The 14,151-nt window shown below is 72.0% G+C and carries 11 protein-coding genes; 5 read left to right on the top strand and 6 right to left on the bottom strand.

All coding sequences use genetic code 11. The features are described from left to right. Window positions 1-20: 20 nt before the first annotated feature. A complete protein-coding gene (locus tag ELY19_RS10355) occupies window positions 21-3,263 on the bottom strand; it encodes an AfsR/SARP family transcriptional regulator (protein ID WP_126196116.1) in 3,243 nt (1,080 codons plus the stop codon). A gap of 52 nt (window positions 3,264-3,315) precedes the next feature. Further along, window positions 3,316-4,896, bottom strand: coding sequence for a succinic semialdehyde dehydrogenase (locus ELY19_RS10350; protein WP_126196115.1), 1,581 nt, complete (start codon window positions 4,894-4,896; stop codon window positions 3,316-3,318). A 45-nt stretch (window positions 4,897-4,941) separates the two neighbouring features. Between ELY19_RS10350 and ELY19_RS10345 the strand changes: the two genes are divergently transcribed. Next, complete coding sequence (locus ELY19_RS10345; protein ID WP_126196114.1) at window positions 4,942-5,961, top strand: LLM class F420-dependent oxidoreductase; 1,020 nt, start codon at window positions 4,942-4,944, stop codon at window positions 5,959-5,961. 3 nt (window positions 5,962-5,964) lie between these two features. Here ELY19_RS10345 and ELY19_RS10340 read toward each other — a convergent pair whose 3' ends face one another. Genes ELY19_RS10340 through ELY19_RS10330 form a run of 3 tightly spaced genes read right to left on the bottom strand, consistent with a single transcriptional unit; the run spans window position 5,965 to window position 8,267 of the window. After that, on the bottom strand, window positions 5,965-6,651 hold the full coding sequence (locus tag ELY19_RS10340) for a hypothetical protein (RefSeq protein ID WP_126196113.1): 687 nt from the start codon (window positions 6,649-6,651) through the stop codon (window positions 5,965-5,967). Window positions 6,652-6,661: 10 nt separating this feature from the next. Continuing rightward, complete coding sequence (locus ELY19_RS10335; protein ID WP_126196112.1) at window positions 6,662-7,159, bottom strand: pyridoxamine 5'-phosphate oxidase family protein; 498 nt, start codon at window positions 7,157-7,159, stop codon at window positions 6,662-6,664. Window positions 7,160-7,163: 4 nt separating this feature from the next. Next, complete coding sequence (locus tag ELY19_RS10330; RefSeq protein WP_126196111.1) at window positions 7,164-8,267, bottom strand: NAD(P)H-dependent flavin oxidoreductase; 1,104 nt, start codon at window positions 8,265-8,267, stop codon at window positions 7,164-7,166. Between the two features lie 118 nt (window positions 8,268-8,385). Here ELY19_RS10330 and ELY19_RS10325 point away from each other — a divergent pair, with 118 nt between their 5' ends. After that, a complete protein-coding gene (locus tag ELY19_RS10325; protein WP_126196110.1) occupies window positions 8,386-9,180 on the top strand; it encodes a crotonase/enoyl-CoA hydratase family protein in 795 nt (264 codons plus the stop codon). Window positions 9,181-9,256: 76 nt separating this feature from the next. On the opposite strand, the gene ELY19_RS10320 is transcribed toward ELY19_RS10325, so the two are convergent. Beyond that, complete coding sequence (locus ELY19_RS10320; protein ID WP_126196109.1) at window positions 9,257-10,810, bottom strand: AMP-binding protein; 1,554 nt, start codon at window positions 10,808-10,810, stop codon at window positions 9,257-9,259. A 161-nt stretch (window positions 10,811-10,971) separates the two neighbouring features. Here ELY19_RS10320 and ELY19_RS10315 point away from each other — a divergent pair, with 161 nt between their 5' ends. Genes ELY19_RS10315 through ELY19_RS10305 form a run of 3 tightly spaced genes read left to right on the top strand, consistent with a single transcriptional unit; the run spans window position 10,972 to window position 14,149 of the window. Continuing rightward, window positions 10,972-11,901 (top strand): Zn-ribbon domain-containing OB-fold protein, encoded by a 930-nt coding sequence (locus ELY19_RS10315; RefSeq protein ID WP_126198785.1) that lies wholly within the window; start codon window positions 10,972-10,974, stop codon window positions 11,899-11,901. Then, the gene (locus ELY19_RS10310) at window positions 11,898-12,977 is read left to right on the top strand and encodes a thiolase family protein (RefSeq protein ID WP_126196108.1); all 1,080 of its coding nucleotides are present in this window, start codon (window positions 11,898-11,900) and stop codon (window positions 12,975-12,977) included. Before ELY19_RS10315 ends, ELY19_RS10310 begins: the two co-directional genes overlap by 4 nt. After that, window positions 12,977-14,149 (top strand): thiolase family protein, encoded by a 1,173-nt coding sequence (locus ELY19_RS10305; protein ID WP_126196107.1) that lies wholly within the window; start codon window positions 12,977-12,979, stop codon window positions 14,147-14,149. Before ELY19_RS10310 ends, ELY19_RS10305 begins: the two co-directional genes overlap by 1 nt. Window positions 14,150-14,151: the final 2 nt, after the last annotated feature.

Genomic DNA, 14,151 nt, shown 5'->3' with positions numbered 1-14,151 from the left:
CGTCGGCCACGGCCGCCGCGCTACGCCCTCCGGCGCAGCGCGGCGGTCGTGTCGCGAAGGAGGCGCACCGCACGCGACCGGGACAGCGCGGCGATGCGATCCACCTCTGCCCGCCAGGCCTGCGCCGGCACCCCGTCCGGTGGCACCTGCAGCCGCTGCATCGCCGCGTGCATCACCGGATAGTCCTGGCGCGCACCGAGCCTGCGGGCGAGGCCCACCAGGATCGGTGCCGCCTCGGACGCCGGATCCGTAGCGACCAGATACGCCCCGACGGCGAGCGCCATGGTCGCGGCCTGGGGCAGGTCCCAGTAGCCCGTGACTCCGAACATCGCCTCGTCACCCGCGATCAGCGCGTCGACGAGCGTCCTGCCGGTCTCCGGCGCGCCACACGCCACGACACCGAGCAGCGCGATCGCGACCAGCATCTCCCCGCCGGGGTCCCTGCTGCCGTTGGGGATCCGGCGCACGAGGAGCTCGCCCGCCCGTCGGTAGAGGGCCGCGTCCGGTGCACCCCGCAGGCGCGCCAGCTCGGCCGCGCCGATCATCATGGCGGCCACCGCCTCCGGCCCGCCGTCCGGATCGGGATCCGATGGCGACCAGCCGTCCTGCAGGGGCCGGTGCAGGGCCTCCGCCTCGTCGATCCGGCCGAGCGAGCACAGGCTCGCAACGAGGTACGCCGTGGCCTGCTTGGCATCCTCGTCGGCACCGATCGACGCCAACTTCTCCACCGCGGTGCGGTACCGCTGCTCCGCCTCCGACCAGCGCGCCTGCTGGCCGTAGATGCTCGCGGTACTCATGGCGAGCATCGCCTCCGTCCAGGCGTCGCCGTGTCCGCCGATCGCCGCGATCTCGACGGAGTCCTCCAGCGCCCCGGTCAGATCGCCGCTGTTCTCCCGCAGATTCATCCGGGCCGCGAGGGCGTGCAGCCGCACGTCGTCCACGGGCGACGCCACACCGGCAAGAACCAGGCGCAGGAGGCCGTACACCGAATGCTGCAGGAAGGCCGAACTGAAGTACTCGGCCGGATCCAGGAGCGCCCGCTCGGGCCGGTGCAGCCGCCGGATCATCGTCCGGCCCCGGACGACGTGCCGCGCTTTCGGATTCGCGCCGGGTGCCGCACACGCCGCGAGCACCGTCGCCTGCCACAGTTCCCGGTCCTCGTCGGACAGCCCTGCGGCGAGCGCCTCCCGCGGGTCGGGGAGCGCGTACACGATCCGGATTCCGAGCTCCTGCACCTGCGCGTGCAGGCTCCGCATCGACCACAGGCCGGCGAGCAGCGGGAACACCCGGATCACCGTCCGGGCCGCGGCGCGCTCACCACCGGCCAGGTCGTCGACGGCGCCGCGCAGCACGAAGGCGAGGTTCTCGAGGTCGTCGGCGAGCCGGGCGATCACCCCGTGACCGCCGACGGACCGGTACTCGCTCCACATCCCGGCCGCGAGCGTCGCCGCCCACGACGCCATCGCACGGTCGACGGCGGCACCCTCGGTCGTGCCGTCGGCGGCGACCGGGGCCTCGGCGAGGCGTTCCTCGCCGAACTCGCGGACCGTCTCCAACATCCGGTAGCGCGTGCGACCGCCGCTCTCCGCGACGTGCAGCAGGGACTGGTTCGCCAGCGAGATCAGTGCGTCGTCGAGCGCGATGGTGTCGAGGCCCGTGACCGCGCTCGCGGCCTCGGTGTCGAAGCCCGCGGGGAACCGGCACAGCCTGCGCAGGGTCCACTGGGCGTCGGGCTCCAACAGGTCCCAGCTCCACGCGATCACCGCGTACAGGGTGCGGTGCCGGTCGGGCGCGGAACGGTCGGCCGACCGCAGTAGCGCGAACCGCTGCGCGAGCCGATCGGTGATCTCCTCCACGCTCAACGTGCGCACCCGGGCGGCGGCCAGCTCGATCGCGAGCGGCAGTCCGTCGAGGCGGCGGCAGAGCTCGGCGACGGCGTCCTCGGGCAGCGCCACGTCGGGCCGGACTGCGCGGGCGCGCTGCGCGAACAACTCCACCGCAGCGGAGTCCGCGCCGGCGGTCGCCAGGACGGGCAGCGGATGAACCCGTTCCGCGCGGATCTGCAGGGGCGAGCGGCTGGTCGCGAGCACCGTGACGCCCGGGGCGCCCGACACGAGGTCGGTCACCACATCGGCGCACGCGTCGATGACCTGCTCGCAGTTGTCGAGGACGACGAGGCATCGACGGCGCCCGAGCGCCTCCAACACGCGCGCGCCCAGGTCGCGGACGGACCTGCGCGGCATGCCGTCGGGGCCGAGGTCCGACTCCGCCAACCCCAGCACGCGCGAGACGGCCGGCAGGACGCCCCCGCCCGATCGGACCGCGGCGAGGGGCACGTAGTAGACCGCGGTTCCGGCGTCCGCGACCGCGGCACCGACGGCCTCCGCGATCCGCGTCTTCCCCACGCCGCCCGGTCCCAGCACGGTGACGACGCGCGCCTCGTCCACCGCCCGCACCAGCTCGGCGACCTGGTCGGCCCGGCCGACGAGCGGCGTGACCTCGGCCGGGAGGCCCACCGCCGCGGCGCGCGGTGCCGGTGCCGTCGTCGGACCGGCGGGAACGGGGGCGGCGCCCGCCAGCAGCTCGCGATGGAGCCGGGCGGCCTCATCGCCCGGTTCGGCGCCCAGCTCGGTGATCGAGACGCGGCGCAGGTCCGCGTATGCGGCGAGGGCCTCGGCGGTCCGCCCGGCGCCGGCGAGGGCGCGCATGAGCAGAACGCGGGCCGGCTCGTCGAGCGGATCCGCGGCGATGCGCCGCTCGGCGATCGCGCGCGCCGTGTCGACGTCGCCCGCCGCCAGCGCCTCCGCGGCCACGCGGGCCTCGAGTCGGTGGAGCGCATCGGCGGCGCGGCGCGCGAGTTCGGCCGCCGGGCCGCCGTCGTCGAGGTCGTCGCCGGGGATGCCGCGCCACAGGCGCAGCGCCTCCGCCGCCCCGCTCCCGTCGCGCAGCGCCGCCTCGGCACGGGCGAGATCGGACTCCGCCTCGAGGCGGTACCCGCCGGCCACGGCCTCGAGCCGGGCGGGGCGCACGACGGCGCGCACGCGCGATACCTGTGTGTGCAGCGCCGCGTGCGGCGATTTCGGCGGGGCATCGCCCCACACGTCGTCGACGAGGCGGTCGGCGCTCACGGGCCGGCCGTCGGCGAGGACCAGCGTGACGAGGAGCCGCCGGGCCCGCACCCCGGGCACGGGCCGACCGCCGGCGACGACCGGTCCGAGGACGCCGATCATCGCCGCATCGTCGGGGGCGCTGCCGTCGTGCACCCGGCCAGCGTAGTCGCGGGCGGGCCGCCGGCCCGCCCTCGCGGTGACGGGATCAGCGGATGCGCAGCTTGCGCATCCAGCGCAGCACCTGCTTCGTCTGCCGGGTGTACTGCTCGTAGGTCTGCCCCGGGCGCGGGTTGTACACCTGCTGCTTGAGGGTCGCGAGGTTGGTGGTGTCGGTGTACTTCAGGAGGCCCGCGTCGCCGTGGCGCACGCCCACGCCCGAGGCCTTCCACCCGCCCGACGGGGTGCCCTTGCTCGCGAAGGACGCGGCGAAGCCGTCGTTGATGTTGACGTTGCCCGCCTCCAGCTGTGCGCCGATCCGCGCCGCGCGGCGCAGGTCCTTGCCCCACACGCTGGCGTTGAGTCCGTAGCGGGTGTCGTTGGCGAGGCGGATCGCCTCGTCGTCGCTCGCGTAGCGGAACAGGGAGACCACGGGACCGAAGGTCTCGGCGGAGGCGAGGTGCATGTCCGGAGTGACATCGGTGAGGATCGTCGGCGCGTAGAACGCCGGCCCGATGTCGGTGCGCTCACGGCCGCCGCACAGCACCGTGGCGCCCTTGGCCCGCGCGTCCTCGACGTGGGCGGCGACGCGGCGCAGCTGGTCGGGCGAGGCGAGCGAGCCCATGTCCGGCTCGAAGTCGTAGGTCGCGCCCAGCTTGAGCGCGCCGGCGGCGGCGACGAACCGGCGGGAGAACTCGTCGTAGATCTTCTCGTGGACGTACATCCGCTCGATGTGCATGCAGGCCTGACCGGCGTTGGCGAAGACCGCGAAGATCGCCGACGGGACGGCCTCATCGAGATCGACGTCATCGAGGACGATCATCGGGTTCTTCCCGCCCAGTTCGAGACTGCAACCGATGAGGTTGCGGCCGGCCCGCTCGCCGACCGTGACACCCGTGGCGCTGGAACCCGTGAACATCACGAAGTCCGACTCGTCGATCAGCGCGGGGCCGACGTCCGGCCCCTGCCCGCAGACCACCTGGAACAGCCCGTCCGGTGCGCCGGCGCGGCGCAGCAGCTCGACGCCGTACAGCGCGGCGAGCGCGGTCTTGTTGTCGGGCTTGAGGACCACGCCGTTGCCGGCGATGAGGGCGGGGATCGCGTCCGACAGGGCCATCGCGAACGGGAAGTTCCACGGCGCGATGACGCCGATGACGCCCTTGGGGCGGTGCAGCTCCACGGAGTTGCTCACCACGGGGACCGGGCCGCCGCGGCGGCGCGAGCGGAGCAGCTTGGGTGCGGACTTGAGGTAGTGACTGATCACCATCGGGACGTCGCAGGACTCCTCGAACGCCATCCGCCGGTTCTTCCCGGTGCCGCTCTGGATGAGGTCGACGAGCAGCTCGTTGTTCTCGAGGATCAGCTCGTGCAGGCGCCGGAACACGGCGAGACGCTCCTCGAGGGGCCGCTGCGCCCACTGTCGCTGCGCCTCCCGCGCGGTGGCGAAGGCCGCGACCACGTCGCTCGGCGTGGACTGCGGGAGGGTGCCGATGGCCGCGCCGGTGAAGACCTCGGTCATGGTGAACGGTTCGCGGGTGCCGTCGGCCACCACCAGCGCGGTGAGGCGCTCGATCAGCTCGTCGGTGACGCGCGCGGGCAGGGTGCTGTCGATCTGCGTGGGCGAAGCCATACCGAACTGTAACCCAAACTCTAGAACTTGTTCTAGATTCGGGTCATGGTCAACGATCTCAATCTGGGCATCAACCTCGGCTACTGGACCCGTGGGCCGGAGGACCACACCGCGGCGGTGATCGCCGCCGACGACCTCGGCTACGACTACGTCTTCACCGCCGAGGCCTACGGCTCCGACGCCTTCTCGACGTTGGCCTGGTACGGATCCCGCACCAAGCGGATCAAACTGGGCACCGCCGTGGCGCAGATCCCCGCGCGCACCCCCACGGCGACCGCCATGCACGCCCTCACGATCGACGGCCTCTCCGGCGGCCGCATGGTGCTCGGCCTGGGCGCCTCCGGGCCACAGGTCGCCGAGGGCTGGTACGGGAACCCGTTCGCCAAGCCGCTCGCCCGGACGCGCGAGTACGTCGACATCGTGCGGCAGGTGATCGCCCGGGAGGAGCCGGTCACCAGCGCCGGCCCGCACTACCCGCTGCCGCTGCCCGGGGGGACGGGCCTCGGCAAGCCGCTCAAGTCCATCGCCCTGCCCGTGCGGCCGCGGATCCCGATCTTCCTCGGCGCGGAGGGGCCGAAGAACGTCGCGCTGTCGACGGAGATCGCCGACGGCTGGCTGCCGCTGTTCGTCGATCCGCAGCAGGTCGAGTCGGTCTTCGGCGACTCCCTCGCGGGTCGTTCCCCGGACTTCGAGATCGCCGCGACCGTGTCGGTGATCGTCTCCGACGACCTCGACGCCGCGCTCACGCAGGCGAAGGTCCCGCTGGCCTTCTACATCGGCGGGATGGGCCACAAGTCGACGAACTTCCACCTGGACCTCATCGGCCGGCTCGGCTTCGCCGACGCCGCGGTCGAAGTCCAGGAGAAGTTCCTCGCGGGCGACCGCGCGGGCGCCATCGCCGCCGTCCCGGATGAGCTCGCCGACTCCATCGCCCTGCTCGGCCCGATCGACCGGATCACCGAGCGCCTCGCGCTGTGGCGGGAATCCCCCGTCACGACGGTCCTGTTCAGCGGCGTCCGCGAGGAGTCATCACTGCGCGCGCTGGCCGAGGCGGCCCGGGGCTGAGCATCACCGTCGACCGAAAGTGAAGGCGAGGTCCCAGGGATCGGCGTCCCACCGGCTGATCGCCTCGATCATCACGGTCGGGGCGGTCGCCACGGTCTCGGGGTTCGACGGCGCGCTGATCGTGGCGGTCCGGTCCCACTCGTCGACGTAGGGGGCCCAGAGATCGGACTCCCGCGGTGGCGGCGCGGTCTCGACCACGGTGACGAAGACACCGGGCTCGGCGCCGGCGGGAAGCACCGCGAACAGGCAGAAGGGCTCGCGCTGCGCGTCCCGCGCACCCCGCTCGACGACGAGGTACTCGTCGGTCGCGGCACAGTGCTCGACGGCCCGGGTCAGCACCTCCCGGAAGTCCTCGAAGGTCGAGCGGGAGGCCCGCTTCTCCGGCGCGAGGGCGACGGACTGCGCCTCCATCGTCAGGCTCCCGTCCTCGGCGCGGAGCGGGACGCGGGGCCGGACGAGCAGCGCACCGTCGGCCTCGGACAGCCGCGCGGCTTCGCGGTACCGGCCCTCCCTCCGCGAGACGCGGCCGATCCGGCCCGTCGCCTGGACCTCGCGGAGCCAGCTGTCGTCGGGCACCGACCAGAGGCGCGAGGCGCCGTCGCCCGACCAGGTACGTACGAGCCCCCCGACACAGGGGCTGATCTCGACGAAGCCCGCGGCGTCGTCGTTCCGCGCAGGTGATCCGGGCATCGTCCGCCCCCTACAGGTACGCGGCGGTGCTTCCGCCGACCGGCAGCTCGGGCATCCCGAGCTTGCGGTGATCCCAGGAGCGCACGCGGTCGCCGCGCAGCCGCACGGCGACCCGCTTCTTCATCATCTCGTCGATGGCGGGCTTGAGCTCGTCGGAGTACGGCCCGAAGTAGCGCTCGTAGACCTGCTCGCAGACCGCGCGGACCGTCGCCTCGTCCTCGACGATCTCGGCGGTGCCCTCTATGGTGACGCCACGCAGCTGGTCGTACGAGTGCCCGGCCTCGATCGAGGCGCTCATCACCGGGTTACGGCGCAGGTTCACGACCTTCTGCGATTTGGCCTTGGTCTCGATCCACAGGTCGCCGTCGATGACGGCGTACCACATGGCGACGAGGTGCGGCGCTCCGCTCGCACCGAGGGTGGCGATGGTGGCGGTGCGGCTGCGCTCGAGGAAGTCCGCGATCTCCGCCTCGGTCATCTGGATCTGGCCGCGCTGGTTGGTTCCCATGGGGTCAGCGTGCCAGGTTCAGGCGGTCGACGGCATCCTCGAACTCGCCGACCAGCTCGGCCATGATCTCCGCGACGGGCCGGACCGCGTTCATCCGGCCCACGATCTGGCCGACCGGCATCGCGACGACGGAGGGATCACCCGAGGCGTGGATCCGGCTGTGCGCCTCCCCCACCAGCAGGTTCTGCAGGGGCATGGGCAGGGCCGACGGTGCGCCGGGCTGCTCCCAGGCCTCCGTCCACCGGGTCTTGAGCAGGCGGGCGGGCTTGCCGGAGAAGATGCGGGTGCGCACGGTGTCGGCGCTCGTCGCGGCGACCAGCGCGTCCTGCATGGTCTGCGATTTCGTGTGCGTCTCGAGGTACTCGGTGGTGGTGAGCCAGTACGACCCCATCCACACCCCCTCGGCGCCGAGGGTCAGCGCCGCGGCGATCTGCCGGCCGGAACCGATGCCGCCCGCGGCGACGACGGTCGCATCGTCGCCCACCTCGTCCACGATCTCCGGCAGGAGCACCATCGACCCGATCTCGCCGGTGTGACCACCGGCCTCGTAGCCCTGCGCGATGACGATGTCGACGCCGTTGTCGACGTGGGAGCGGGCGTGCTTGGCGCGGCCGGCGAGCGCGGCGACCTTGACGCCGTGCTCGTGCGCGGCGTCGATGACGTCCTTCGGCGGCGAGCCGAGAGCGTTGGCGATCAATGCGATCCGGTGTCCCAGCGCGACGTCGACGTGCGAGCGGGCCACCGAGTGCAGCCAGCCGAGCACGCCCGCGCCCTCGGCGCCGTCGGGCAGCTCCGGCACCCCGAGTTCCCGGAGGGTCCGCTCGACGAACGCCCGGTGCTCCTCGGGGATGAGCTGCGTGAGGTCGCCCGCGGTGCCCTCGGTGGGCACCTTGTTCGGCATGACGACGTCCACGCCGTAGGGCCGGCCGTCGGTGTTGGCGTCCATCCAGTCGAGGACGGCGTCGAGCTCGCCGGGGTCGTTGAACCGGACGCAACCGAGCACGCCGAGGCCGCCGGCCCGGGAGACCGCCGCGGCCACGTGTTCCGACGGGGTGAAGGCGATGACCGGGTACTGGATGCCCAGGTCCTCGCACAGGGGTGTGCGCATGAAACCTCCTGAAGAGTTCTTTCCTCCAAACTAGAACCTGTTACTGTTTCTCGGAAGCGGATTCCCGCATTTGCCGATCCTCGCTCGGAGGAAGGGCACGACCGAAGGAGCATCCGGCATGACAGACGCCCCGCACGCCCTCGTCGAGCAGCGCGGCCACACGCTGCTCATCACCATGAACCGGCCGGAGCGCAAGAACGCCCTCACCGGCGAGATGCTGCAGATCCTCAGCGACGCCTGGGATCGCATCGACGCCGACCCCGAGATCCGCAGCGCGGTGCTCACCGGCGCGGGCGGCGCCTTCTGCGCCGGCGCGGACCTGAAGAACATGGCGAAGTCCAACCCGGGCGAGGCGATGAAGGAGGGCAGCGCCTTCGACCCGGCCAGGATCCCCGGCCTCATCAAGGGCCGCCGCCCCGGCAAGCCGCTCATCGCCGCCGTCGAGGGTGCCGCGATCGCCGGCGGAACCGAGATCCTGCAGGGCACCGATATCCGCGTCGCGGGCGAGAGCGCGAGATTCGGCGTCTCCGAGGCGAAGTGGAGCCTGTATCCGATGGGCGGCTCCGCCGTCCGGCTGCCGCGCCAGATCCCCTACACCGTGGCTGCCGACCTGCTGCTCACCGGTCGGCACATCACGGCCGCCGAGGCCAAGGAGTACGGGCTGATCGGGCACGTCGTGCCCGACGGCGACGCGCTGGCCAAGGCCCTGGAGCTGGCCGAGCTGATCAACGCGAACGGCCCCCTCGCCGTCCAGGCGATGCTGCGCACCATGCGCGCCACCGAGGGCATGCACGAGGAGGAGGCCTTCGCCATCGACGCGAAGGAGGGCCTGCCCGTCTTCCTCTCCCGCGACGCCAAGGAGGGCCCGCGCGCCTTCGCCGAGAAACGCACCCCCGTCTTCGAGGGCCGCTGACCCTGCAATTGAACACCGTTTCTGTTCGCCCCGACCTGCGGTTTCTCCGAACAGAAACGGTGTTCAATCGGGACGACTAGGCGTACTGGGCGCGGAGGGCCTTCTTGTCCGGCTTGCCGAGGGGGCTGACGGGGATGGACTCGACGAGATCGACGGTCTTCGGGGTGTAGACGGCGCCCTTCCGGTCGCGGACCAGGTCGCGCAGCTCCTCGACGTCGACCGTCGCACCGGCGCGCGGCACCACGACGGCCTTGACCGCCTCGCCCCACTTCTCGTCGGGTACGCCGATCACGGCCACGGACGCGACGGACGGGTGCGTCGAGATCACGTCCTCGACCTCGCGCGGGAAGACGTTGAAGCCGCCCGTGACCACCATGTCCTTCTTCCGGTCGACGATGTAGAGGTAGCCCTCGTCGTCGAACCGCCCCACGTCGCCCGTGTGCAGCCAGCCGTGCGCCGTGGCCTCGGCGGTCTGCTCCGGCTTGTTCAGGTAGCCCTGCATCACCAGCGGCCCGCGCACACAGATCTCTCCCGGCGCGCCGGGTTCGACGGGGCTGCCGGCGTCGTCGAGCAGGGCGACGTTCACCCACGGGACGGGCTTGCCGCAGCTCGCCAGCCGCTCCGGCCTCGACGGGTCGTGGTCGCCTCGGCGGAGCACGGAGATGGTCATGGGGCACTCGGCCTGGCCGTAGAACTGGAAGAACACCGGTCCGATGCGCTCGATCGCCTCCGTCAGCCGAGTGGGCGAGATCGCGGACGCGCCGTAGAAGACGGTCTCCAGGCTGGAGAGGTCGTAGTCGTCGAACTTCGGGTGGTCGAGAAGCGCGTAGATCATGGTGGGCACCAGCATCGTCGCGGTGATCCGGTACTTCTCGATCGCCGCCAGCACGGCCTCCGGCTCGAACCGGGGCAGCACGACCATGGACCCGCCGGCCATCGACGTCGGGTTCCAGAAGGCGCCGCCCGCGTGGCTGAGCGGTGCGCACACCAGGAACCGGATCTCCTCCGGCCATTCCCATTCCGTGCGCTGGATGCGCAACAGCGCCGCGCCGCCGGAGTAGCTGAGCATGATGCCCTTGCTCTTGCCGGTGGTGCCGCCGGTGTAAGCGAGGCTCGCGGTCGACGACGGATCGGCGGTGTGCGCCGTGAGCGGCCCCGGTTCGAACACGGCCGCGACGGCGGTCAGGTCGGTCCCGGTTCCCGTGGGCCCCAGCGATAGGAGCGTCTTCAGGCCCGGGACCCGCTCTCGCAGGTCCGCAGCGCGCTCCTCGTACAGGCGCGGGTCGTAGATGAGGGTCTCGATGCCCGCGTCCTCCATGACGTAGACGTGATCGTCCAGCGAGCCCATCGGGTGCAGCGCAGCGAAACGCACACCGGTGATGAGGTTGGCGGACTGGGCGATCAGCACCTCGTGCCGGTTGCCCGACAGCATCGCGACCGGACTGCCCACCCCCAGGCCGACGGACGCGTAGGCCTGCGCGTAGCGGCTGACCTCGTCGCGCACCTGCGCGTAGGTCAGCGCGGAATCACCGTCGGGGCCCGTGACGTGCACGGCGACGCGGTCCGGGTAGGCGGCGAGGGAGCCGAGCAGGATGTCGCCGGCGAGCGGCTCGCGATGCAGATCGTCCATGGAACACCTCGTGAATCGTGACGGAACACCGGCGCGGAACGCGGTGCGAACTTTCTCCACGGTAAGGGCTGAATACCTTTTCCGGGATACCCTTGCGCCAAAAAGTTAGAACATGTTTCACTCGTCGGGTGACCGCAGAACCGCAGACCCTCTCGGCGCCGATGCATCTGTCCTTCGACTACACCCGGTCGCTCGGACCGGTCCTGGGCGCGTTCATGACGAACCTCCGCGACCGCCGCATCGTCGGCACCCGGGACTCGGCCGGGCGGGTGCACGTCCCTCCGCTGGAATTCGATCCGGACACCACCGCCGCCCTCACCGAGATCGTCCCGGTCTCCGACACCGGGACGGTGACCAGCTGGAGCTGGAACGCGCACCCCGTCGACGGGCAGCCCTTCGATCGGCCCTTCGCCTACGCCCTGATCCGCCTCGACGGTGCCGACACCGCACTTCTGCACGCCGTCGACGTCGCCGGCCCCGAGGGCATCACGACCGGGATGCGGGTCCACGCGCAGTGGGCCACGGAGACCACCGGCGCGATCGGCGACATCGCGTACTTCGTCCCGGGTGAGGGCGACGGCGTCCCCGAGTTCGCCGCACCGTCGGGTCCGCCCATCGAGATCCTCACCACCCCGGTCGCCCTGCGGCTCGAGCACTCGGCCTCCGTACCGGAGACCCGGTACCTGCGGGCCCTGGCCGAGGGCCGCCTGCTCGGCCAGCGGTGCGGGACCTGCGGCAACGTCTACGTCCCGCCCCGCAATGCCTGCCCGATCGACGGTATCCCCACCACGGAGGAGGTCGACCTCCCGGACACCGGCGTCGTCACCACGTTCTGCGTGGTGAACGTCCCGTTCCAGGGTCAGCGGATCAAGCCCCCGTACGTCGCCGCGTACGTCCTGATCGACGGTGCCGACATCCCGTTCCTCCACCTCGTCCTCGGCTGCGATCCGTCCGAGGTGCGGATGGGCATGCGGGTGCGGGCCGTGTGGAGGCCGCGCGAGGAGTGGACCGAGAGTCCCGGCAACATCTCGCATTTCGAACCGACCGGCGAGCCCGACGCCCCCTACTCCAGTTACGAGAAGCACCTGTGAGCACACGTACCTGCACTGATCCGGACGGCTCCGTCGCCGTCGTCGGCTACGCCGCCACCCCGTGGTTGCGCGCGGCCGAGACCACCACCAACGGCGTGGAGATGCTGATCCCGCTGTTCGCCGACGTCTTCGCCCAGACCGGCCTCACCAAGTCCGACATCGGCTTCTGGTGCTCCGGATCGTCGGACTACCTGGCGGGGCGCGCCTTCTCGTTCATCGCCGCGATCGACTCCATCGGCGCCGTGCCGCCGATCAACGAGTCGCACGTGGAGATGGACGCCGCGTGGGCGCTGTACGAGGCGTGGGTGAAGATCCGCACCGGCGAGATCGACACCGCCCTCGTCTACGGCTTCGGCAAGTCCTCCGCGGGCGTCCTGCGCCGCACGCTGACCATGCAGCTCGACCCGTACACCGTCGCTCCGCTGTGGCCCGACTCGGTGTCCGTGGCCGCGCTGCAGGCCCGCGCGGGCATCGACTCCGGCGCGTGGACCGAGGCCGACATGGCCGCGGTCGCCGCGCGCAGCCTCTCCGACGCGACCGCGAATCCGGCGGCGCAGGTCTCGCGCACCGTCGACGCGGACACGCTCCTGGCCGAGCCGCTGTGGGCGGACCCGCTGCGCCGGCACGACATCGCGCCCGTCACCGACGGTGCCGCGGTCGCGATCCTCGCCTCCGCCGAGCGCGCCCGCGAGATCCGGGAGAACCCGGCGTTCATCACCGGCCTCGAGCACCGGATCGACTCCCCCGCGCTGGGCTCGCGCGACCTCACCCGGTCGCCGTCGACCACCGCTGCGGCGCGCGCCGCCGGCGCGGACGGCGTGCAGCTCGCCGAGTTGCACGCCCCGTTCACGCACCAGGAGCTGATCCTGCGGAACGCCATCGGGCTCGGCGACGACGTGCGGATCAACCCGTCCGGCGGTGCGCTGGTGGGGAACCCGATGTTCTCCGCCGGGCTCGCCCGGATCGGCGAGGCCGCCCGTGCGGTGTGGGACGGCGACGCGGAGCGCGCCCTCGCCCACGCCACCGGCGGGCACGCCCTGCAGCAGAACCTGATCGCCGTGATGGAGGCCAAGTGATGGGTAAGCCCACCGCCGTACTGGGAACGGGCCAGACCCGGCACCGCGCCAAGCGCACCGACGTCTCGATGGCCGGCATGATCCGCGAGGCGGTGGACGCCGCGCTGGTCGATGCGGGTACCACGATGGCCGACATCGACGCCATCGTGATCGGCAAGGCGCCCGACATGTTCGAGGGCGTCATGATGCCGGAGCTGTTCCTGGCGGATGCGCTCGGCGCGGTCGGAAAGCCGCTGCTGCGCGTGCACACCGCGGGCTCCGTGGGCGGCTCCACCGCCGCGGTCGCCGCCGCCCTGGTCAAATCGGGCGTGCACCGGAGGGTGCTCACCGTCGCCTGGGAGAAGCAGTCGGAGTCGAACGCCATGTGGGCGCTATCGATCCCGGTCCCGTTCACGGTGCCCGTCGGCGCCGGCGCCGGCGGCTACTTCGCGCCGCACGTGCGCTCCTACATCCGGCGCTCCGGCGCGCCCACGCACGTCGGTGCGATGGTCGCGGTGAAGGACCGCCGCAACGGTGCGCGCAATCCGTTCGCGCATCTGCACCAGCCCGACATCACGCTCGAGTCCGTGCAGGCGTCCCAGATGCTCTGGGACCCCATCCGGTTCGACGAGACGTGCCCCTCGTCCGACGGTGCCTGCGCGATCGTGCTCGGCGACGAGGAGGCCGCCGCGGCGTCGGAGGCCGCGACCGGCAACCGTGTCGGCTGGGTCCTCGCCACCGCCATGCGCACCGAGCCCCTCGCGTACGCCGGCCGTGAGCACGTCAGCCCGCGCGCGGGCCAGGACGCCGCCGCCGCGCTGTGGCGCGACGCCGGCATCACCGATCCGCTGCGCGAGGTCGACGCCGCCGAGATCTACGTACCCTTCTCCTGGTTCGAGCCCATGTGGCTGGAGAACCTGGGGTTCGTCCCCGAGGGCCAGGGCTGGAAGCTCACCGAGTCCGGGGGCACCGAGATCGGTGGCGAACTGCCCGTGAATCCGTCGGGTGGCGTGCTCTCGTCCAACCCCATCGGAGCGTCCGGGATGATCCGGTTCGCCGAGGCCGCGAAGCAGGTCATGGGGCGGGCCGGGGACTACCAGGTCGACGGTGCCCGCACGGCCCTCGGCCACGCCTACGGCGGCGGCTCGCAGTACTTCTCGATGTGGCTGGTGGGCGCGGACAAGCCTGCCTGACG

The sequence above is a fragment of the Tsukamurella paurometabola genome (assembly GCF_900631615.1).
Taxonomy (GTDB): domain Bacteria; phylum Actinomycetota; class Actinomycetes; order Mycobacteriales; family Mycobacteriaceae; genus Tsukamurella; species Tsukamurella paurometabola_A.
Note: the sequence above shows the minus strand (reverse complement) of the source record. Positions and strands in the feature narration are given on the sequence as shown.

Bases quoted from the DNA above. Each gene is read 5' to 3' on its own strand.
- ELY19_RS10350 (WP_126196115.1), bottom strand. From the start codon at position 4,896: ATGGCTTCGCCCACGCAGATCGACAGCACCCTGCCCGCGCGCGTCACC.
- ELY19_RS10345 (WP_126196114.1), top strand. From the start codon at position 4,942: ATGGTCAACGATCTCAATCTGGGCATCAACCTCGGCTACTGGACCCGT.
- ELY19_RS10340 (WP_126196113.1), bottom strand. From the start codon at position 6,651: ATGCCCGGATCACCTGCGCGGAACGACGACGCCGCGGGCTTCGTCGAG.
- ELY19_RS10335 (WP_126196112.1), bottom strand. From the start codon at position 7,159: ATGGGAACCAACCAGCGCGGCCAGATCCAGATGACCGAGGCGGAGATC.
- ELY19_RS10330 (WP_126196111.1), bottom strand. From the start codon at position 8,267: ATGCGCACACCCCTGTGCGAGGACCTGGGCATCCAGTACCCGGTCATC.
- ELY19_RS10325 (WP_126196110.1), top strand. From the start codon at position 8,386: ATGACAGACGCCCCGCACGCCCTCGTCGAGCAGCGCGGCCACACGCTG.
- ELY19_RS10320 (WP_126196109.1), bottom strand. From the start codon at position 10,810: ATGGACGATCTGCATCGCGAGCCGCTCGCCGGCGACATCCTGCTCGGC.
- ELY19_RS10315 (WP_126198785.1), top strand. From the start codon at position 10,972: ATGCATCTGTCCTTCGACTACACCCGGTCGCTCGGACCGGTCCTGGGC.
- ELY19_RS10305 (WP_126196107.1), top strand. From the start codon at position 12,977: ATGGGTAAGCCCACCGCCGTACTGGGAACGGGCCAGACCCGGCACCGC.